The sequence below is a fragment of the Modicisalibacter radicis genome (genome assembly GCF_900961225.1).
GTDB lineage: Bacteria > Pseudomonadota > Gammaproteobacteria > Pseudomonadales > Halomonadaceae > Modicisalibacter.
On the sequence record NZ_CAAHFN010000079.1, the window covers coordinates 1 to 20,527 of the forward strand.

Genomic DNA, 20,527 nt, shown 5'->3' on the forward strand with positions numbered 1-20,527 from the left:
GATGAACGCCCCACGCCCCGCCCCGAGGTCCACGACCCCTTGCCCGAGGTACTGGCCGGCCCGCTGCTGCGCCGGCTGGAACCTTGCCGCGTGGTGCTGTGGCTGGTCGCCAGCCATACGCTGGAACTGACCCTGAAGCTCTATCCGCCCGATGACCGGCCCATCGAGATCGTCCTCGACACGACGAACTGCCAGCGTCTGAACGTGGGGCGTCACGCCGTAATCCACTTGATCGACGTCCATCTGGAGGCCCCGCTGCCCGGCGATACACTGATCGGCTACGACCTGCGCATCGCCAATCCGCGTGGCGAGCTGCCGAACGATGCCGGCATCGCCGACTGGGCGCCGCACCTGCTCTACCCCGGCCAGCAACGCCCCGCGTTCGTCGTCAAGTCGCGTATCGATGCACTGCTCCACGGCTCCTGCCGCCGCCCCCATCACCCCGGCGGCGACGGTCTGGCCCGGGCCGATGCCTGGCTGGAACCGCAGCAGGACCGGGCCGAAGCGCGCCCCGCACTGTTGATGCTCAGCGGCGACCAGATCTACGCCGACGATGTCGCCGGGCCGATGCTGGTGGCGATCCATGCGCTGATCGCCCGGCTGGGGCTGTTCGGCGAGACCCTCGAAGGCGCGGTGGTGAGCGACAGCGATGCGCTCTATGCCGCCACCGAGACCTACTATCACCGCGAACGGCTGCTGCCCGAGTTCGAAGCCAACGAGGCGCTGCGCGAGCGCTTCTTCGGCGGTGTGAAGAAACCCATCTTCACCACCGCCAGCGCCGCCAATCACCTGATCACCTTCGCCGAAGTCATCGCCATGTACCTGCTGGCATGGTCACCGGTGCCGTGGCGGCTGATCGCCCCGGTCAGGCCGACGCTGAACGACGACGATGCCGCGCGCTACGCCGGGGAAGAACCGATCATCGAGGCCTTCGTCGAGGAGTTGCCGGCGGTCGCCCGGGTCATGGCCCAGCTGCCGACGCTGATGATCTTCGACGACCATGACGTCACCGACGACTGGAACCTGACCGCCGCCTGGGAAGAGACCGCCTACGGCAACCCCTTCTCGCGACGCATCATCGGCAACGCACTGCTCGCCTACCTGCTCTGCCAGGGCTGGGGCAACGACCCGGAGCGCCTGGCGACGCCGCTACACGCGCTTGCCGGGCTGCTCGACCAGACCGTCGACGGGCGCCTGCCGGCGGCACGCCAGGACGAACTGATCGGCGAACTGCTGCATCTGGGCGACTGGGGGTACACCCTGGCCAGCCGGCCCAAGCTGGTGGTGCTCGACACCCGCACCCGGCGTTGGCGCAGCGAGCGCGCGCGTCACCGGCCGTCGGGTCTGATGGACTGGGAGGCGTTGACCGACTTCCAGCAGGACCTGCTCGACGAGTCCGCGGTCATCGTGGTGTCGGCGGCGCCGCTGTTCGGGGTCAAGCTGATCGAGGGGATCCAGCGCCTGTTCACGCTGTGCGGCAAGCCGCTGCTGGTGGATGCCGAGAACTGGATGGCCCATCGCGGCGCGGCGAGCGTGGTCCTCAACATCTTCCGGCATACCCGCACCCCGCGGCACTACACGATCCTCTCCGGCGACGTGCACTATTCCTTCGTCTACCGGGTGCGTATTCGGGCACGCCAGCGAGGTCCGGACATCTGGCAGATCACCAGCAGCGGTATCAAGAATACCTTCCCCGATACCCTGCTCGACTGGTTCGACCGCCTGAATCGCTGGCTGTACGCGCCCTGGTCGCCACTCAACTGGTTCACCAAGCGCCGGCGCATGCGCGTCCAGCCACTGACTCCCGATCGCGCCAAGGCCGGCGAGCGGCTGTGGAACGGCGCGGGCATCGGCCACGTGCGTTTCGACGCCGAAGGTCGGCCCAGTGAAATGAGCCAGCTCGGCAGCGATGGACGCGACACGCGCTTTCGCTGATGCCCTCACGGCGCGTTCGTGGCGAAGCGGTCCAACGCCTCGAGCGTGTCGTCCAGCGCCGCCTCGATGGCCGTTACCCGCCCGCGACGCCCGGCGGTGTCGAGATGGCTCGCATCGCGCTCGAGTGCCGACGCCAGCGCCGCCACCCGGCTGAGCCCCAGCCCGCTCGATTCGCCCTTGAGTCGATGCGCCTGCTCGGCAAGCGCCACGCCGTCATCGTCGCTCACGGCGGCGTCGAGCTCGGCCAATCGCTCGGGTACCTGTTGCCGGTAGAGCTGCACCAGTTCATCGATCATCGGCGCGCCCAGGGCGCTTTCGACGTCGACGAGGACCCGTGGGTCGATCAGCGTCTCGGTCGATTCCCCCGCCCCGGTGACGGCGCGTGAGTTCGCCGGCGTTTCCGGCAGCGCCGTCAGGAAACGGCTCAGCAGCCGTTCGAGCTGGCCGGGCAGGATCGGCTTGGTCAGGTAATCGTCCATGCCGGCCGCCATGGCGCGCTCGCGGGCACCATCGAGCACTCCGGCAGTCATCGCCACGATCGGCACCTCGGCCAGGGCGCCCCCCGCCGCGCGAATCTCGCGGGTGGCCTCGATGCCGTCGAGCCCCGGCATCTGCATGTCCATGAAGATCAGGTCATGGCCCCCGGCCAGCGCCCGGGAGACGGCCAGCCGACCATCATCGGCGACATCGATCTCGAGGCCGAAGCGCTCGAGCAGAGCGATCGCCACCCGTCGGTTGACGGCATTGTCCTCGGCGACCAGCACCCGGCCGTGAAATGGCCTCTCCCCGAGCGCCGGGAAAGGCATCCGCGACGGCTCCTGCACGGCCGACGCCTCGGCGCGCGGCAGCGGCAACTCGAACCAGAAACGGCTTCCCTGGTCCGGCTGGCTGACGAACCCGATGGTGCCGCCCATGGCGTTGACCAGACGCTTGCAGATCGCCAGCCCCAGCCCGGTGCCACCGTAGCGTCGTGCCGTGGAGGCGTCGCCCTGGCGGAACGGTTCGAACAGCGTCGCCTGACGCGCCTCGGAGATGCCGCAACCGGTGTCGCTGACCGTGAAACGCAGCCGTCCCGCCTCGCCCGGCGCCACCGACAGCACGATCTCGCCGGCCGTGGTGAACTTGAGCGCGTTGGACAACAGGTTGAGCAGCACCTGGCGCAGCCGCCCGGCGTCGCCGCTCAACTGGCCGGGTATGCCCGGCTCGATGTGCCAGTCGAGCCTCACCGGCAGGCCTTCCAGGCGCGGCGCGAGCAACTGCACGACGCTGTCGATGCAGCGCTCGAGGTCGAAAGCCTCGATCTCGAGTTCGAGACGACCGGCCTCGATCTTGGAGAAATCCAGGATGTCGTTGATCAGGCTGAGCAGAATCTCGGCGCTTTCGTGGATGGTCAACGCATAGTGCCGCGACCGGGCGTCGTGCTGGCGCTCCATCAGCAACGCGCTCATGCCGATCACGCCATTCAGCGGCGTGCGTATCTCATGGCTGACCACCGCCAGGAAGTCCGATTTCGCGCGGCTCGCCGACTCGGCGCGATGCGCGGTGACCTCGAGCTCGCGGCTGAGGACTTCCAGGGTTCGCCGCGAGGCGTCATTGTCACGCGCCTCCTGGAACAAGAAGCGCACCACGATGACGGTCGCCAGGCTCATCAGCACGATCAACGCCAGCAGCGCCGTATACAGCTGGAACATGGTCTCGCGGGCCGATGTCTTGGTCTGGGCGAAATGTTCGTTGATCGCCATCACCAGGCGCTGGGTACTGTTGCCCAGCGACTGGAAACGCGCCTGCAGACGCTCGACGGTCGCGGCATCGAGACCGCTCAAATTCCGGATATCGTCGTCGAGTGCCGCGACCTGGTCGAGAATCGGCTCGATCAGTTCCCCGGCGGCCGGAATCGAGCGAATCAATTCGGCGATCTGTCCGTCGTGCAGCAGTCGGGTACGGCTGAACAGCAGGTCGAAACTCAGTTGCAGTTCATCGAGCGCCTGGGGCGAGCCGCGCTCGCTACGCAACAGCTGGCTGCGCAGCTCGATGATCTCGCGATCGAGCTTGTAGGCGACCCAGGCGGCGTCGCTGCCGATCGTCGGCACCAGGCTGCCCTGACGCCAGAAGATCAAGCTGACGACCACCAGCGCGGCGACGAAGAAGAACACCGCCGCCGCCGTGGCCCACTTGAGTCGTAGTGGATAGCGCACGCTAAGGCTCCCGCCCCGATGTCATGGGCTGCATGTCGTCATTTGATATCGATGCCGGAGACCTGCCAGACGCTGCGAAAACGGATCTTCTCGGTCTGCAGTTCGGGACGTTCGTCAAACGGATAGAGAACGAAGATCGGCCCGAAGTCACGGACCGTCAGGCGTTCGCCATCGCGCCTCATTGCCAGAATGACGTCATTGGCGATGAAATCGCTGGCCGGAATCTCGGCGATGTAGTCGTTGAGTGCCTTGATCACCAGGGTGTCGCCGCTCGCCCCGACCGCCTCGAGCAGGTCGCGCCCCAACGGCCCGGAGAATTGCGAGACGCCTTCGGTCCAGGGGGTCTGAGTGCTCACCGTATGCATGCCCAGCGCTTCGAGCATGGCAGCGTCGAAATGCGCGGCATCACCGACGTTGGTATGACTCAGCTTGCCGGTCACGCTGAGGATCACCCGCCCTTCGGGAAGGGGGAGCCGGGCGTCGGCCCAGAGCAGCGTCGGCATCACCAGCAGCAGCTTGAACAACGTCAGGGTCAGAAGGTGGCGCATGGAAAACTCTCTCATCGAAGCTGATACTGCAGCTATGAGGGCATGCCACGTCCTGTTTGCCTGCCCGGTGAAGGAACCACGGCATAAATGCCTGCACGAGCGAATGGCTGCGTTGCGCGGTACTCGAAGGCTCGCCTAACCCCATGTTATGTCTCGCCTTCTGCGTTCCGTGCGCCTTGCCCTTCATCTCGTCCGGCGATTTATTCAGCGTTTCCTGAATGGCCAAGTTCGTCAGAGTGCCGCTGGCCGGGTCTCGAGCACTTCCAGCGGGGCATCGAGCGTCAGTTCGCCCTCGTTCAGGGCGATCAGGTTCTGGCCGAAATAGATCTTGCCCCGCGCACCGCGCCGATAACCGGCCAGGGTGCGCAGCGGCTCGCCGCGTGGCATGAACTCCCCAAGCGCCGGATCGACGGTGACCATCTTGCAGCGCGAGCAGGGCTTGTCGACGGCGAATTCCAGCTCGCCGATGCGGATCCGTTTCCAGCCGTCCTCGGCGTAGGGCGCGGTGCCCTCGACGACCAGGTTGGGGCGAAACTGGGCCATGCGCTGAGTCGTGTCCATGCGCGTGTTCAGCTCGTCCAGCGAGGCCTGCGAGATCAGCATCAGCGGATAGCCGTCGGCGAAACTCACCCGGCGGTCTATTTCGCTACGATAACGCGGCGAGCGCGGCCCCAGCCATAACAGGCGTGCGGGCTCGCCGAGCACCTCGCCAAACCAGTCGTCGAGTCGCTCGGTGGTGGTCAGCGCGGCGAAGTCGTCGCCCCAGACTCCGGTCGCGAAGGCCGTCGCCGCGAAATCCGCCTCGCGGGCCTCCATCGCTGCCAGCCCCGGCGCACTCAACGCCAGTCCGCCATCGACAGGCAGCGCCACGACCCGCTGCAACTGGGGATGGCTACGCGCGGTGATGAAAGTGCCATCGGGTCTGGCAAGCATGTAGCGCCGGTCGCCGGCCAGCCCCTCTTCGGTGACCCGCGCGCGCTCGAGCGCCTGCCCGGCGGTGGACTTGACGGGATAACGGTAGAGCCCCGCAAGCCGGGCCTGGGTGGTACTGGAAAGCATCTGTCCATGTCCCTTTGCAAAGCGTCGCCCATGATAACCCGGCGGCGGGTCGTCAAAGCGTCGAATCGAGCATCAACATCACCGTAAACCCGGCGAGCACGCCGGTCGTGGCGTAATGCTCGTGACCCTGACGATGCGATTCGGGGATGATCTCGTGACTGATCACGAACAGCATCGCGCCGGCGGCGAATGCCAGCCCCCAGGGCAGCAGGGTCTGGGCGAACGACACGGCGACCGCCCCCAGCGCGCCGCCGAGTGGCTCGACCAGGCCGCTGAGAAAGGCCAGCCAGAAGGCCGTCCTGCGTCCATAGCCGGCGGCCAGCAACCCCAGCGCGACGATCAGCCCCTCGGGCAGGTTCTGAATGCCGATGCCCAGCATCAGCGGCAATCCGGCGCTGATGTTGCCGCTACCGAAACCGACGCCCACCGCCAGCCCTTCGGGAAAGTTGTGGATGGTGATGGCGAAGATGAACAGCCAGACCTGCTGCAGCTTGGTGGCGTCGGCCCCGCTCTGCTTGCCGAGCACGAAGTGCTCGTGCGGCACCCACTGCTCGATGGCCATGATCAGCCCCCCGCCGGCGGCGATGCCCACCGCGACGAGGATCAATGCCGGCAGCGTACCGCCGGTCAGCCGCTCGGCCTCGTCGATGGCTGGCATCGCCAGCGAGAAGGCGCTGGCGGCCAGCATCACGCCGGCACCGAAGCCCATCAGCGAATCCTCGAGACGCTGGCTGACGCGCTGCAGGAGCACGATCGGCAACGCCCCCAGCGGCGTGAACAACCCCGCCGCGAGACTGGCGAGAATGCCTGCCTGCACGGCATTCAACGAATCCAGCCAGTCCAGCAGGCCCGGCAGGCGCATCACCACCAGGGCCGTGGCCAGGCCCAGCAGTACCAGCCCGCCGAGCGGCAACCACCACAGCCGGCGAGGCGCTTCGACTCCGTTAGTCATGACATCCCCTGTCGCGATACTTCCCTGCTCATGCCCACCACCCGTCAATGCCCGCCGGCATCAGCGAACCACCATCACCGATATATCGGCGTGGCGTACGACATGCTCGGCATTCGGCCCCAGCACCCAATCGGCCAGCTTGCGCCTGTTGTGCGAGGCCATGACGATCAGATCGCCCCCGACCGAGCGCGCCGACTCGATGATGCCCTCGTAGGGCGAGCCATCGGCGATGATGCACTGAGCCTGCACGTCGTCGGGAATGTGCTCGGCGACGAAGCGATGCTGGGCATCGGAGAGCGCCTGACGCGCCTTGTCGCTGAAATTGGCGGGGAAGAAGCTGCCGACCAACGGCATGTGGTAATCGGGCAGTACGGTCACGACATGCAAGGTGGCGCCGAAGGTCCGGCACAGCGCCAGCGCCGTGGGCAAGGCACGCTCCCACGAAGCCGGCTCGTTCATGTCGACGGGCAAAACGATTTTCTGGTACATACCGCGCTCCTCTGTGAGCGACTAGGCCGCCGATGCGGCATTGGTCGATGACCTTTCACGACGCCGTCGCTGCAACAGCACCACCAGGGCGAAGAGCGCCAACGCCGGCAACCAGATCCACTCCTTGGCCAGGCGCCCGTCCTCCGGCACCTTGACCGAGACAATCCGCTGATCGAAGTCGAAGCCCAGCTCCTGGGCGGGACTGCCAAAGGTCGTCATGTCGACCAGCGTCTCGTCGTCCTCCTGCATCAGCATCAGGCCCAGATTGTCCATTCGCTCGCTCGGGCTTTCCCCCTGCTGGTAAGGAACACGGACGAAAAAGCTGATCGGATCTCCATAGTCGTCCAGCCCGGCCACCTCGACACGCAGACTCTCGCCCTGGTCGAGACTGTCCAGTGCCTGCGCGAACTGAGCCGGCGGCATGTCGCGATAGGGATCGTCGATCATGTCCATCCAGAACCCCGGGCGGAACAGCGCAAAGGCGATCAACAACAGCAAGAGACTCTCGTACCAGCGGCTTCTCACCAGCATGAACCCCTGGGTCGCGGCGGCGAAGATCAGCATCGCCACCGTGGCGATGACGAAGATCAGCAACCCATGCCAGATATCGACATCGATCAGCAGCAGGTCGGTGTTGAAGATGAACAGGAAGGGCAGAGCCGCGGTGCGCAGGCTGTAGTAGAAGGCCTGAAAGCCGGTACGTATGGGATCGCCTCCCGATACCGCCGCCGCCGCGAACGACGCCAGCCCCACCGGTGGCGTGACATCGGCCATGATGCCGAAGTAGAACACGAACAGATGCACCGCGATCAGCGGTACCAGCAGCCCGTTCTGCTGGCCCAGCGTGACGATGACCGGTGCCAGCAGCGCCGAGACCACGATGTAGTTGGCGGTGGTCGGCAGGCCCATGCCGAGGATCAGGCTGAGCACCGCGGTGAGCAACAGCATCAGGAACAAGTTGCCCATCGATAGCGTCTCGACGAGTTCGGCGAGCACCAGCCCGACCCCGGTCTGCGAGACCGCGCCGACGATGATCCCGGCCGCCGCGGTGGCGATGCCGATGCCGATCATGTTGCGCGCGCCGTTGACCAGACCGTCCCAAAGATCCTGGAACCCGGCGCGCACGTCGGCCGCCATGTCGCTGCGCCCGCGGAAGGTCGCGATCAACGGACGCTGGGTGACGATGATCGCGATCATGAACACCGTCGCCCAGAAGGCCGACAACCCCGGCGAAAGTCGTTCGACCATCAAGCACCAGACCAGCACGATCACCGGCAGTATGTAATGCAGGCCGACCATCAACGTGGGCCGGGTCTGAGGCAGGACGATCTCTTCGTTGGGGTCGTCCTCCTCGAGTTCGGGGTAGCGTGCGCTGAGCTTCAGCAGCCCCACGTAGACCACCGCCAGCACCACCGCCACCACCCACGGCGTGGCCTCGCCGAGTACCGGCTTGAGCCAGCCCAGGCCGTAGTAGACGATGAACGACAGGGCCATCAACCCAATCAGCCCGGTCAGGAAGCCGATCACCTTGTTGAGCAGTGGCCTGACCGGGTTGTTGCTCTTCAGGCCCCGCATGCCGGCCTTGAGCGCCTCGAGATGGACGATGTAGATCAGCGCGATGTAGGAGATCAACGCCGGCAGGAAGGCATGCTTGATGACCTCGACGTAGGAGATGCCCACGTATTCGACCATCAGGAAAGCCGCGGCGCCCATTACCGGCGGCATGATCTGACCGTTGACCGACGAGGCCACCTCGACGGCGCCCGCCTTCTCGGCGGAAAAGCCCACCCGCTTCATCATCGGCACGGTAAAGGTGCCGGTCGTCACCACGTTGGCGATCGACGAGCCGGAGATCAGCCCGGTCATGCCCGAGGCGACCACCGCCGCCTTGGCCGGCCCGCCGCGGTAATGGCCGAGCATCGAAAAGGCCAGCTTGATGAAATAGTTGCCGGCACCGGCCTTGTCGAGCAGGGCGCCGAACAGCACGAACAGGAACACGAAACTGGTCGACACGCCCAGCGCGATACCGAACACGCCCTGGGTGGTGATCCACTGGTGATTGGCCAGCCCCTCGAGGCTGACACCCTGATGCGCCAGCATGGCCGGCATGTAAGGCCCGGCCAGCGAATAGACGAGAAACACCATGGCCACGATCATCAATGGCGGCCCCAGGGCACGCCGTGTCGCCTCGAGCAGTAACAGAATGCCCGCCACGGCGACGATCACGTCCTGCAGGATCGGTGCCCCCGGGCGCTGGGCGAGCTGCTCGTAGAACATGTAGAGATAGGCGGCGGTACCGGCCGCGACCAGTGCCAGCACCCAGTCGATCGCCGGTACGCGGTCGCGCGGCGAACGCTTGAACGCCGGATAGGCCAGATAGGCGAGGAACATGGCGAAAGCCAGGTGAATCGAGCGCGTCTCGGTGGCACTGAACACGCCGAAGCCGACCATGAACGGCAATGGCGAAGCGATCCACAGCTGAAACAGGGACCAGGCCGCCGCCGTGCCCAGCAGGATTCGATTGGGGAGGCCCCCCAGTTTGCGCGACCCGGTATCGGTGGAGGCAACCAGGTCGTCCAGCTCGCTCGAGCCGGCCGCGGGCTTGTCTTTTTCAGCCATGATCAGTGCCCTGTTATTCGAGGTTGGCCAGCCATCGGCGCGCATGGCCTGGCTGACTCTGGCTATCAGTGTAGGCCGCCGCATGAGCGCGGCGGCCCGCAAGAATCAACGATGCGCGACCCCCTCCCGGGTGATCGCGCATCAGGTCATCGCAGGCTTGTCGATGAATCAGTCGATCCAGCCCTGTTCCTTGTAGTAACGCGCCGCGCCTTCGTGCAGCGGTGCGGTCAGGCCATTGCTGATCATCTCTTCGGGCGTGAGGTTGGCGAACGCCGGGTGCAGTTTCTTGAAGCGGTCGAAGTTCTCGAACACCGCCTTGACGGTCTGATAGACGGTCTCGGCATCGGTGTCGGCATCGGTCACCACGGTCGCCATCACGCCGAAGGTGTTGACGTCATCCGGATTGCCCTTGTAAAGGCCGCCGGGAATCGTGACCGTCGAATAGTACGGGTACTCCTCGACCAGCGAATCGACCGCCTCGCCCTCAAGCGGCACCAGGTTGGCATCGACGGTGGTGGTGGCTTCCTGGATGGAACCGTTGGGGTGGCCGACCACGTAGACCATGGCGTCGATGTTGTTGTCGGCCAGCGCGGAAGCCTGCTCGGCGGCGGTCAGCTCGGAGGCCAGCGAGTAGACGCTGGTGTCCCAGCCCTTGGCGTCCATCAGCACTTCCATGGTGGCGCGCTGACCGGACCCCGGGTTGCCGATATTGACGCGCTTGCCCTGGAGATCGTCGAGTTCCTCGATGTTGGCATCAGCACGCGCCAGCACGGTCAGCGGCTCGCCGTGCATCGAGAAGACCGAGCGCAGATCGTCGAACTTCTCGCCGAAGGTGCCTTCGCCGTTATAGGCGCGATAGGCAACGTCCGACTGGGCGACGCCCATGTCCAGCTCGCCGGACTTGATGCCGTTGATGTTGGCCACGGAGCCACCGGTCGAGGGCGCGTTGCACTTGATGTTGGCATCCTCGACCCGGTTGACCATGCGGCACACGGACTGGCCGACCACGTAGTAGACGCCGGTCTGGCCGCCGGTGCCGATGGTGATGAAATTCTGCTGCGCCTGAACCGGTGTCGCGAGCGTGGCGGCACCGAGGATGGCACCGGATGCCATGGCGGCGGAGAGTAAATGGCGTTTCATGCAAGACACCTCATTTGGGTTGTTGTCACGTTTCGGCCCCGCCCTTCAAGCCCCGACGCTTGTCGGCATATGGCATGCGGACCGATCCTGCGTATTCGCCAGGCGCATCGGCGATCACCGATCGCCCGGCTGAAATGACCGTCGCCCTGTCAAGATACGCACTGTCTCACAGGGCTGCAAAAGCGATCGTCGCTTGTCGCAACGATGACCAGGCACTCGCCGAGACGATGCCGCGACTACAGCCCGGCAATCTTACCCAAAGGCGCCGGCCGGCGACAGACCTTTCGCCGACTAAGCCGTTGAAATGAAATGCCTTAACGTCCGGGGCACCCTCGGCCCCGCGGCTGCAACGCGTTACGTGCCGACCCGGCCGTCGATCCCCCACTGCGATGCCGGCGTCTCGAACAGGATGATTTCGACATCCGCCGCCCCGATACCCGCACGCTGGGCGATCTCGTCGTAGAGCAGCCTGATCAGCGCCTTCTTGGCCTCACTTGCGCGCCCTTCGCGGCAGACGATCTCGATGATCGTGTACTGTTCGCTGCGGTCATCGGGGTGGATGAAATCCGCCGCCTCCAGACCGATGAAGCGCTGGAAGCATTGCTGCCCGGACACGCCGAAGGCCGTTCCCAGGGCCGCCTGAACGGCGGTCGACAAGGCTTCCCGGTTGCCTTCCAAGGCCGCCCTGTGGCCATAGCATTTAACCTGAACCATGCCCCCTCCTTGTGCTGCAAGCCGTCTGACACCACGCAACAGGTGCGGTGGCTCACCTTGTCGGACATCACGACGACGCCTCTGATCCATCATCCCGGCCATACCATCGACCTGCCACCCATTCCACGCCGAGACCATGCCCCTCGGTCGCTTGCTTAATCGCCCCACCGTCGGGCTATGCTGGCCAATACAGTCACAGCCTTGATGGGACAGCATGATGGGCACCCTCATCAACGCCGCCGTGGCCGGACGCGGAGCCGACGGTTTCACGTACGAGCAGCTGCATCTCGACGACCCGCGCGCCGATGAGGTGCTGGTGCGCATCGTGGCATGCGGGATCTGCCATACCGACATCGCTATCGCCGCGGGCTGCACCACGCCCTGCGTGCTGGGCCACGAGGGCGCGGGAGTCGTCGAACGCGTCGGTGCGGCGGTTGAGGATCTCGCGGCGGGCGACCATGTCGTGCTGAGCTTCGCCTACTGCGGGCAATGCGCCCCCTGCCGCGCGGAACGCCCCGCCGATTGCGAGCAGTTCATGACGCTGAATTTCGCCGGCACACGGCTGGATGGCAGCAACGCGTTGAGCGGTAGCGTCAGCGGGCACTTCTTCGGTCAGTCGTCATTCGCCAGTCATGCGCTGACGAATCGCCGCAACGCCGTACACGTCGATCCCGACCTGCCGCTGGCGTCGCTCGCCCCGCTGGGGTGCGGGCTTCAGACCGGCGCCGGCACGGTCCTCCAGTCGCTGGGAATCGGCGCCGGCCAGGGCCTGGTGATCGTCGGCGCCGGTGCGGTGGGCCTGGGTGCGCTGATGGCGGCGCATCTGGTGGGCGCCGCGCCGCTTCTGGTCGTCGAGCCCAACTCGCAGCGTCGCGCCATGGCCGAGCGGCTGGGCGCCAGCCACGTCGTGACCCCCGAACAGGCCTGTGCCGGCGCGCTCGAGGCGACGTTCCCCGAGGGGGCGGCGTTTGCGATCGATACCGCCGGGGACGCCGCCACGCTCGCCGCGATTCCCGACTGGCTCGCCGAAGACGGCCGGGTCGGCTATTTGACCGGTAGCGCCGGCGGCACGCTCAAGGCCGGCCAGCGCGGGCGATCGATCATTCAGGGCGATGCCTATCCCCAGCGCTTCATTCCCCGCCTGATCGACGCACTCCGCGCCGGCGAGTTTCCCCTCGACGCGCTGATCGCCCGCTACCCGTTCGCCGACATCGAGCGCGCCATCGCCGATGCCCGGGCCGGCGCCGTGATCAAGCCGGTACTGGTCATGGATACCCCTTGACGGTACGGCCCACGAGTCAGAGGTTGTAACCCAGCACGCCGGGCAACCACAGCGCGATCGGCGGGAACAGCGCCACCGCCAGCAGCGCCGCGGCCATGGCGACGACGAACACCAGTGCCCAGCCCAGGGTCTGTTCGAGGCGGATCCCCGCCACCTCGGTGGTGACCATCAGGTTGACCGCCACCGGCGGGGTGAACTGGCCGATGGCGATATTCATCGCCAGCAGGATGCCGAACCACACCGGATTCCACGCGAAGTGCTCCATCACCGGAATCAGGATCGGCATCAGGATCAGGTAGATGGAGATCGCATCGAGCAGCATGCCGGCGAGGAGCACCGCGATCATGATCAGCATGAGCAGCACTGCGCCATTGTCGGACAGCGCGATCAGCCACTCGGCCAGGTGCCGGAAGGTACCGAGCATGGTGCCGGCCCAGGCGAAGATGCCCGCCAGCGCGATGATCAGCATCACCACGCCGGAGATCGTCGCCGCCTCGCCGAACAAGCGCCACAGTTCGCGCCAGTCGAGTTCCCGGGTAAGAAACAGCCCCACCACCACACCATAGGCCACGGCCGCCACGGCCGCCTCGGTGGGCGTGAACAATCCGCTGCGCAGGCCACCGAGAATCAATACCGGGGCGAACAGCGCGGGGATCGCCTGACGGAAGCTCTCGCCCAGCAGCGGACGCTCGACGTCGTCGGGAGCCTCCCAGCCATGGTGTCGCGACAGCCAGAACGCCGGCAACAGCAGCGCCAGGCCGGCGAGCACCCCGGGAAACAGCCCGGCGGCGAACAGCGCGCGCAGGTCGACTCCGGGCACCACGATCGAGTACAGGATCAGCGCCACCGAGGGTGGAATCAGGATCGCCGTCGAGGCCGAGGCGGCGATCAGCGTCGCCGAGAACGGCTTGGGATAGCCGGCCCGGGTCATGCTCGGCAGCATCACCATCGCCACCGCCGCGGCATCCGCCGGCCCCGAGCCGCTCATGCCGCCCATGATCAGGCACACCAGCACCGCGACCAGCGCCAGGCCGCCATGACGCGGGCCGATCAGCGCCTGGGCGAAGCGCACCAGCCGCGCGGCGACCCCGGCCCGCTCGAAGACCAGGCCGGTGAGGATGAACAGCGGTATGGCGATCAGCGGGTACTTGGCGATGCTGTTGTAGGTATTGGTGCCCAGCGTCGCCAGCATGTCCGGCGAAAGCCCCGTAACGATGCCCACCGCACCGGCCAGGCCCAGCGAGAACGCCACCGGCACGCCGGCCAGCAGCAACAGCAGGAAGCTGGCGATCATCCACAGGTCAGGACTCATCGTCGAGCCCTCCACGCAGGCGATCGCGGGTCTGCTGAACGAGTCGCCAGAACATCGACAACGCCAGCAGAGGCAGCCAGGCCAGGTACCACCACTGCGGCACGCCGAGCCCCGGCGACAGCGACTGCCAATGGTATTCCTGCCAGGCCAGCTGGGCGCCATAACCGACGATCAGCCCCAGCACGATCAGCCCCGCCAGGCCCTGCAGCAGGATCAGGGCGCGCCGTGGCCCCGGCGGCAGCGCGCGCTCGACCAGGGTGATGCGAATGTGCCCGTTGCGCCGCACGGCCACCGCCGCGCCGGCGAAGGTCACCACCACCAGCAGGAACACCGACAGCTCCTCGGTGAAGGCGAACGAGGCGTCGGTGACGTAGCGCACCACCACGTTGGCCAGGCTGATCAGGGCGATGGTCGCCAGTCCTAGACTGGCCAGCAGACGCTCGAGCCGCGCATCCGGTTGCGGTTTCATCAAAGACCTCGTGACGAAGCCGGCCAGCGCCTCGGCGCCGGGCCGGCAGGACGACGAATCCGGCGATTGCCGGGCTCAACGATTGGCGACCGCCTCGCGGGCGCTGGAGACGATCTCCTCGCCGATCTGCGGGGTCCACTCCTCGTACACGCTCCGGGTCGCGTCGACGAACGCCTGGCGCTGCGCGTCGCTGAGCTCGATCACCTCGACACCGCGGGACTGGATGTCCGCCAGGCGCTGATCGCGCTGGCCGCGCGACATCTCGATCTCCCAGGCGCCGGCGTCCTCGGCGGCCTGACTCAGCAGTTCGCGGTCCTCTTCGGGCATTTGCTGCCAGACGCGCTGGCTGACGGCGAAGATCAGCGGGTCGTTCATGTAGTGCCAGAGGGTCAGGTACTGCTGGCCGACCTGGTCGATGCGCGCCACGTCGAACACCGACAGCGGGTTTTCCTGGCCGTCGACGGCGCCGGTGGTCAGCGCCGGCTTGGCATCGGCCCAGCTCATCTGGGTGGGGTTGGCGCCCAGTGCGGTGAAGGTGTCCTGGAACAGCGGCGAGCCGACCACACGGATCTTGAGGCCGTCGAGGTCGCCGGGCGAGTCGATCGCCAGCTTGGAGTTGGACAGCTCGCGGAAACCGTTCTCGCCCCAGGCCAGCGGCTTGACGCCGCGCGACTCGATCGCCTCGAAGATCATCTCGCCGGCCTCGCCGCCGGTGATCGCATCGACCGCGGCGTAGTCCGGCATCAGAAACGGCAGCGAGAACAGGTTGAGCTGGGGCACCTGCGGCGACCAGTTGATGGTCGAGCCCACCGCCATGTCGATCAGCCCCTGGCGCATCGCCGAGAACTCGCGGGTCTGGTCGCCATTGACCAGTTGCGAGTTGGGATAGACGCGCAGGGTGATGCGCCCTTCGGAGCGCTCCTCGACCAGATCGGCCCATTTCTCGGCGGCCTGGCCCCAGGGAAAGGCGTCCGAGAGCACGGTCGAAACCGAATATTCGCGGGCCTGGGCGGTCAGCGCGGTGCACAGCAGAGCGGCTCCCGCGATGGCGGCAGATAGACCGGTGAAGCGGCGTGTCGTCATGATCCGAATCCTTGCATGCGCCAGCCGGTGGTCCCGGTCTGGCTGATTTTATTGGCCAACCCGGGAAACCGAGCGGCTTCCCGAGGCATGCAGGTCCATGGGGTGGGGACCCGCCGCGACCTGCTCGTGGCCGGTCGCCAGCAGGACCCGGCACGGGGTGGGCGCCGGGTCGACATCGAACGTCAGCCATTGTAAAGCGCGGCGGCCCGAAAGAAACCCTCGCCGGCGCGCGCCGCCGTCATCGAAACGTCACATATCCGCCCGGGCCGATCGGTTAGGCTGGGCCGTCACCGATCCGGGAGTTCCCCATGCAGATGCTGGCGCTCTACAGTATCAAGGGCGGCGTGGGCAAGACCGCCTCCGCCGTCAACCTCGCCGCCGAAGCGGCACGCGACGGCCGGCGGGTATTGCTGTGGGATCTCGATCCTCAGGCCGCCACCACCTTCTACCTGCGCAGCAAGCCCAAGGTGCGCGGGGGCGTCGACAAGCTGGTCAAGGGCAAGTCCGATCTCGATCGGGCGATTCGCGGGACCGATGTCGAAAGGCTCGACCTGCTGCCTGCGGCGCTGGGCTCCCGCGACCTGGAAGCGGCGCTGGAAACCCGCAAGCCCAGCCGGCTGCGCAAGGTACTCAAGCCGGTGATGGACAGTTACGACCTGGTAGTACTCGACTGCCCGCCGAGCCTGTCGGCGCTCGCCGAGCAGATCTTCTCCAGCGTCGATGCGCTGCTGGTGCCGGTGGTGCCGACCACCCTGTCGCTGCGCACCCTCGAGCAACTGGACGCTCATCTCGACGCGCTCGACCATGCCTGCCCGATCTGGCCGTTCGTGACCCTCGCCGACCGCCGCAAGACCCTGCACCGCCAGGTGCTGGAGAGCCTCGGCGAGCGCTGGCCGAAGCGCCTGTCGACGACCGTGCCCAACGCCAGCGCGGTCGAGCGCATGGGGCTGGAGCGCGCCCCGGTCGGGCATTTCGCCCGCAGCAGTCCGGGCGGTCGCGCCTACGCCGCGCTATGGCGGGAGATCGCGCAGCGCCTGCAATGATCGCCGGCTCACGGCCAGGGCGGCAGATCGACCCGATCGCCCACCTCGATGTTCCGCGCGGCGAAATAGCCGTCGTTGACCTCGAGCGCCGCGCGAAAGGCTACCCCTGCCGGGTACGAGGGGCAGTCGCCGGCCCGCTCGCCGGGGCATGGCGGCATGTGATTGATGGCACGGATCTCGCCATCGCCGCCGAGAAAGGCGATCGCCAGCGGAATCAGCGTATTGCGCATCCAGAACGCGCCCTGGGGCGGCTGCTCGCGGGGATAGACGAACAGCATGCCGGCTTCGGCCGGCAGCGTCTCGCGCCCCATCAGGCCACGCGAACGCTCGCGCGGCTCGCGGGCGATCTCCACGTTCAGCACATGGCGGCGCTCGTCGCTGTCGATGACCAGCCGCGAGCGCTCCAGCCCCGGCGTCCCGCCGTCCCCGGCGAAGGCCGTCGTCGACAGGCCCGCCAGCATAACCAGCGATGCCAAGACCCGCACCACGCCCGACCGCTTCCGGTTTCCGGCCGCTGGCCCGGCCCCTGCGGCGCGTCTCGCCCGTTCGTGACACCCCATTGCCGCCTCCCCGGTTGACTGTTTCATCGCCTGGCCGCGATGACGCGCCTCGCTGCGACCGCGCCCCTTCTTTATACTCGTGGCTCGCCCTCACGTCAGGCCCGCCACGCACACACTCAGGGACGTTTCGTGCCACTACGCGACCTATTGCTCGGACTCACCGTCATCGCCATCTGGGCGCTCAATATCATCGTCATCAAGCTCGGCGTCGACGACATGCCGCCGCTGCTGTTGATGACCCTGCGCTTCATGCTGGTCGCCGTGCTGATCGTGCCCTTCACCCGCATCACCCGCCGGCAACTACCCTGGCTGCTGCTGCTCTCGGTCACCTTCGGCGGGCTGCATTTCCCGCTATTGTTCCTGGGGCTGCGCGAGGCCGAGGCCGGCACCGGCGCGCTGCTGGTGCAGATGGGCACGCCCTTCGCCACGTTGCTCGCCGCGGCCTTCCTCAAGGAGCGCCTCGACGCGCGGCGCTCGATCGGCCTGGCGCTGTCGTTCGGCGGCGTGGTGGTGCTCGCCGGCGGGCCATCGCTGCCAGCCGCGCTGCCCACCGCGCTGCTGCTGGGCAGCGCGCTGTTCTGGGCAATCTCCAACCTGTTGATCAAGGCGGCACCGCACATTGCGCCGCTGACCCTGGCCGGCTGGATCGCGCTGTTCGCGATTCCCCAGGTGGCACTGGAGAGCTGGCTGTTCGAGAACGACCAGCTGGCGGCGCTGGGCGCGGCCGGGCCGAGCGGCTGGGGCGCGGTCTTCTACACCGCCGTGATGTCGTCGATCGTCGCCTACGGCCTGTGGTACCGGCTGCTGCAGAAGCACCCGGTCAGCCGCGTCGTGCCGCTGTCGCTGCTGATGCCGGTGTTCGCGGTGATCCTCGGCGTCTGGCTGCTGGATGACCCGCTGGGCGTCAACAAGCTGGTCGGCGGCGCGCTGGTGGTCGCCGGGCTGGCGGTCATCAACCTGCGGTTGAGCAAGTTCCTGCCCTGGCCCGGCAAGCGCTCGCGCCAACCTAGGAACGCCGGCTCCGGCAGGTAGCGCTGCACGCCGCCCTCTCCACTCCCCCTGAGCCGCCTGAGTACTTTAATGGGCCTGTATGTATAGTTGCATAACTCTTTTTCTTTCAACACTTTACGCTCTGATACAAAAGAATGAGCCTGCTAAGTTGCGCTGTTTGATCCATTGGACCACCGTAAATTAGCTACGCTAAATTTCACACTGATCCGGAGAGCGTTATGCCTTATACGATCGATGGCAACGAAGTTACAGGTACAAACACTAGCGACAACATCAACCTTAGAAACGAGTTCGGCTCTTACACCATTTATGGCCTAGGGGGGAAATGACTCTATACAACGGACCGGATGCCGGCGCCGATATTGTGAATGAAATATTGGTAAGCGGGACTGACGTTATATCTTTTGACCTCTTAGCCTCAGAAATCTCGTATAACGTAGAGATTGAGACTAGTAGCACAGACTTGCAACTAACGTCGTCAGATGACTTAACAGACGGGCAGAATGATATCGGTGCAGTGATTGAAGATTTTTTCACCTTGGAAAATGGCGATTACGCTTTCAATGATGACAACGTCGTTGAGTATCTTCAAACCTCCGATTCTGGTGACCAAGTTTATGACCTACAAGCTGTAGTAGACTTAGCCGGAATAAATGCTGCGTACGATGCCACTCAAACTGCCTCACTAGAAATAGCTTGACAAACCAATAAGGTAAATTGTAATGGCTAGCGATGTAGGTATAACAGGGGCGAGTTGTTGTTGCCCACCAGAAGGTCGGAATTCAGGGTCTTATACCAGGGCCTTATCAAAGGATTCGCCGACTGTCGACATTGAAATTTTGAAGCAAAAATTCAATATCCCTTGGGCAGAGTTTTCCACTGCCAACTCACCTGCTTCTGCCAGCTCAGCACCTGAAGCCGATACCAGTAACCCTGCAACAACAGACCAGAGCGGGCTGACTTTGGGAGTCAACTACGCGAAGTTTCAACAGCTACTTAACCAGCTTGATTCTGACTTCATGCAGAGTAACACCAAAAGCAGTTAAGCTCGGCCGAAATCCTGCAACGATCGGCCCCGGTACAACCGGGGCCTTTTTCGTTCGTCAGGCCAGCACGGAGACATCGAGCAAATCGCCAAGGTGCAGAACCGCAGCCGTGAAGGCCAAACGAACCCATTCTGGAAACTGCCGAAGCCATGTCCACTGATAACGCGCCATTTGCGTATTATTCCAATGAATCAGACTACCGGCAGGTACTCGCTCTATGGCTGTCGCTGTTGATGCCGGTGTTCGCGGTGATCCTCGGCGTCTGGCTGCTGGATGACCCGCTGGGCGTCAACAAACTGGTCGGCGGCGCGCTGGTGGTCGCCGGGCTGGCGGTCATCAACCTGCGGTTGAGCAAGTTCCTGCCCTGGCCCGGCAAGCGCTCGCGCACGACCCGCTCTGGATAGCCCGTAGCCCGTAGCCCGTAGCCCGTAGCCCGTAGCCCAGCGGGAGGGAACTCGTCCCCGACTGGCGGAGGCAAGGCAGCCCGAGTGCCCACCGCCAGCGCGAATGCGTTCGCACCCGCGCCTTCCCCTGTGGCCGACGCGAGGCGCATGGTACAACATCCTTTCATTCGCCACCGGAACGGCCCATGACACGTACCCGACACGATCGCCCCGCGGTGCAGATACGCCTGGTCGTCGACCGGGACGTCGTTCTCGGCCCCGGCAAGGCGGCGTTGCTCGAGGCGATCGACGCCAGCGGCTCGATCGCCGCCGCAAGCCGGACCCTGGGCCTGAGCTACAAGAAGGCCTGGCAACTGATCGACACCATGAACCGCCACCTGCCCGAACCGGTGGTGACCACCGCCAGCGGCGGCAACCAGCGCGGCGGCGCCGGGCTGACCCCGCTGGGCCGCGAGGTGGTCGAGCGTTACCGCGCACTGCAACGCAAACTCGATCCCGACCACTGCGAGGAAGCCAGGGAGCTGCTGGCGCTCATCGAGCGGCGCCACGATACGCCGCACTGAGCGTCGCCCTGCGCGAGACTTGGCAAATCGCGCTTCGGGATCTACAGTGAACCCGTTATATCCATTCGTACATAACGGAACTCGCGATGCCCACCCCGCCCTG

The 20,527-nt window shown here is 65.7% G+C and carries 19 protein-coding genes; 7 read left to right on the forward strand and 12 right to left on the reverse strand.

Features of this window, described 5'->3' with window-relative positions:
• Positions 1-39: 39 nt before the first annotated feature.
• Positions 40-1,935, forward strand: coding sequence for a metallophosphoesterase family protein (locus HR9077_RS15460; RefSeq protein ID WP_136067918.1), 1,896 nt, complete (start codon positions 40-42; stop codon positions 1,933-1,935).
• Between the two features lie 5 nt (positions 1,936-1,940).
• Here HR9077_RS15460 and HR9077_RS15465 read toward each other — a convergent pair whose 3' ends face one another.
• The 8 genes from HR9077_RS15465 to HR9077_RS15500 all read right to left on the reverse strand — a co-directional run bounded on the left by HR9077_RS15465 (position 1,941) and on the right by HR9077_RS15500 (position 11,651).
• Positions 1,941-4,130 (reverse strand): ATP-binding protein, encoded by a 2,190-nt coding sequence (locus HR9077_RS15465; RefSeq protein ID WP_136067900.1) that lies wholly within the window; start codon positions 4,128-4,130, stop codon positions 1,941-1,943.
• Positions 4,131-4,168: 38 nt separating this feature from the next.
• Positions 4,169-4,678 carry a putative pterin-binding protein gene (locus HR9077_RS15470; protein WP_244613288.1) on the reverse strand — a complete coding sequence of 170 codons (510 nt, stop codon included), beginning with the start codon at positions 4,676-4,678 and terminating at the stop codon, positions 4,169-4,171.
• A gap of 231 nt (positions 4,679-4,909) precedes the next feature.
• Complete coding sequence (locus HR9077_RS15475; protein WP_136067902.1) at positions 4,910-5,737, reverse strand: MOSC domain-containing protein; 828 nt, start codon at positions 5,735-5,737, stop codon at positions 4,910-4,912.
• A gap of 52 nt (positions 5,738-5,789) precedes the next feature.
• Complete coding sequence (locus tag HR9077_RS15480; RefSeq protein ID WP_136067903.1) at positions 5,790-6,689, reverse strand: ZIP family metal transporter; 900 nt, start codon at positions 6,687-6,689, stop codon at positions 5,790-5,792.
• 60 nt (positions 6,690-6,749) lie between these two features.
• Positions 6,750-7,178, reverse strand: coding sequence for a universal stress protein (locus tag HR9077_RS15485; protein WP_136067904.1), 429 nt, complete (start codon positions 7,176-7,178; stop codon positions 6,750-6,752).
• Positions 7,179-7,199: 21 nt separating this feature from the next.
• Complete coding sequence (locus HR9077_RS15490; protein ID WP_136067905.1) at positions 7,200-9,797, reverse strand: TRAP transporter permease; 2,598 nt, start codon at positions 9,795-9,797, stop codon at positions 7,200-7,202.
• A gap of 168 nt (positions 9,798-9,965) precedes the next feature.
• Positions 9,966-10,937 carry a TAXI family TRAP transporter solute-binding subunit gene (locus HR9077_RS15495; RefSeq protein ID WP_136067906.1) on the reverse strand — a complete coding sequence of 324 codons (972 nt, stop codon included), beginning with the start codon at positions 10,935-10,937 and terminating at the stop codon, positions 9,966-9,968.
• Positions 10,938-11,291: 354 nt separating this feature from the next.
• Entirely contained in the window at positions 11,292-11,651 is a 360-nt protein-coding gene (locus HR9077_RS15500; RefSeq protein WP_136067907.1) for a tautomerase family protein, read from the reverse strand.
• Positions 11,652-11,865: 214 nt separating this feature from the next.
• On the opposite strand from HR9077_RS15500, the gene HR9077_RS15505 reads away from it, so the two are divergent.
• Positions 11,866-12,933, forward strand: a complete 1,068-nt coding sequence (locus tag HR9077_RS15505) for an NAD(P)-dependent alcohol dehydrogenase (protein ID WP_136067908.1) — start codon at positions 11,866-11,868, stop codon at positions 12,931-12,933.
• 16 nt (positions 12,934-12,949) lie between these two features.
• Here the strand turns inward: HR9077_RS15505 and HR9077_RS15510 are convergent, their stop codons facing one another.
• The 3 genes from HR9077_RS15510 to HR9077_RS15520 all read right to left on the reverse strand — a co-directional run bounded on the left by HR9077_RS15510 (position 12,950) and on the right by HR9077_RS15520 (position 15,797).
• The gene (locus HR9077_RS15510) at positions 12,950-14,245 is read right to left on the reverse strand and encodes a TRAP transporter large permease (protein WP_136067909.1); all 1,296 of its coding nucleotides are present in this window, start codon (positions 14,243-14,245) and stop codon (positions 12,950-12,952) included.
• A complete protein-coding gene (locus HR9077_RS15515; RefSeq protein WP_136067910.1) occupies positions 14,235-14,714 on the reverse strand; it encodes a TRAP transporter small permease in 480 nt (159 codons plus the stop codon). Before HR9077_RS15515 ends, HR9077_RS15510 begins: the two co-directional genes overlap by 11 nt.
• 75 nt (positions 14,715-14,789) lie before the next feature.
• Positions 14,790-15,797 (reverse strand): DctP family TRAP transporter solute-binding subunit, encoded by a 1,008-nt coding sequence (locus HR9077_RS15520; RefSeq protein WP_136067911.1) that lies wholly within the window; start codon positions 15,795-15,797, stop codon positions 14,790-14,792.
• Positions 15,798-16,105: 308 nt separating this feature from the next.
• On the opposite strand from HR9077_RS15520, the gene HR9077_RS15525 reads away from it, so the two are divergent.
• The gene (locus HR9077_RS15525) at positions 16,106-16,840 is read left to right on the forward strand and encodes a ParA family protein (RefSeq protein WP_136067912.1); all 735 of its coding nucleotides are present in this window, start codon (positions 16,106-16,108) and stop codon (positions 16,838-16,840) included.
• 8 nt (positions 16,841-16,848) lie between these two features.
• Here HR9077_RS15525 and HR9077_RS15530 read toward each other — a convergent pair whose 3' ends face one another.
• A complete protein-coding gene (locus HR9077_RS15530) occupies positions 16,849-17,325 on the reverse strand; it encodes a DUF192 domain-containing protein (protein WP_244613292.1) in 477 nt (158 codons plus the stop codon).
• Between the two features lie 204 nt (positions 17,326-17,529).
• Here HR9077_RS15530 and HR9077_RS15535 point away from each other — a divergent pair, with 204 nt between their 5' ends.
• From HR9077_RS15535 to HR9077_RS15550, 4 genes are all read left to right on the forward strand, one after another.
• Positions 17,530-18,432 carry a DMT family transporter gene (locus HR9077_RS15535; RefSeq protein WP_136067914.1) on the forward strand — a complete coding sequence of 301 codons (903 nt, stop codon included), beginning with the start codon at positions 17,530-17,532 and terminating at the stop codon, positions 18,430-18,432.
• Positions 18,433-18,736: 304 nt separating this feature from the next.
• Positions 18,737-19,111 carry a hypothetical protein gene (locus tag HR9077_RS15540; RefSeq protein ID WP_136067915.1) on the forward strand — a complete coding sequence of 125 codons (375 nt, stop codon included), beginning with the start codon at positions 18,737-18,739 and terminating at the stop codon, positions 19,109-19,111.
• Between the two features lie 495 nt (positions 19,112-19,606).
• Positions 19,607-19,861 (forward strand): EamA family transporter, encoded by a 255-nt coding sequence (locus tag HR9077_RS15545; protein WP_244613290.1) that lies wholly within the window; start codon positions 19,607-19,609, stop codon positions 19,859-19,861.
• A 185-nt stretch (positions 19,862-20,046) separates the two neighbouring features.
• On the forward strand, positions 20,047-20,424 hold the full coding sequence (locus HR9077_RS15550) for a winged helix-turn-helix domain-containing protein (protein ID WP_136067916.1): 378 nt from the start codon (positions 20,047-20,049) through the stop codon (positions 20,422-20,424).
• Positions 20,425-20,527 lie beyond the last annotated feature (103 nt).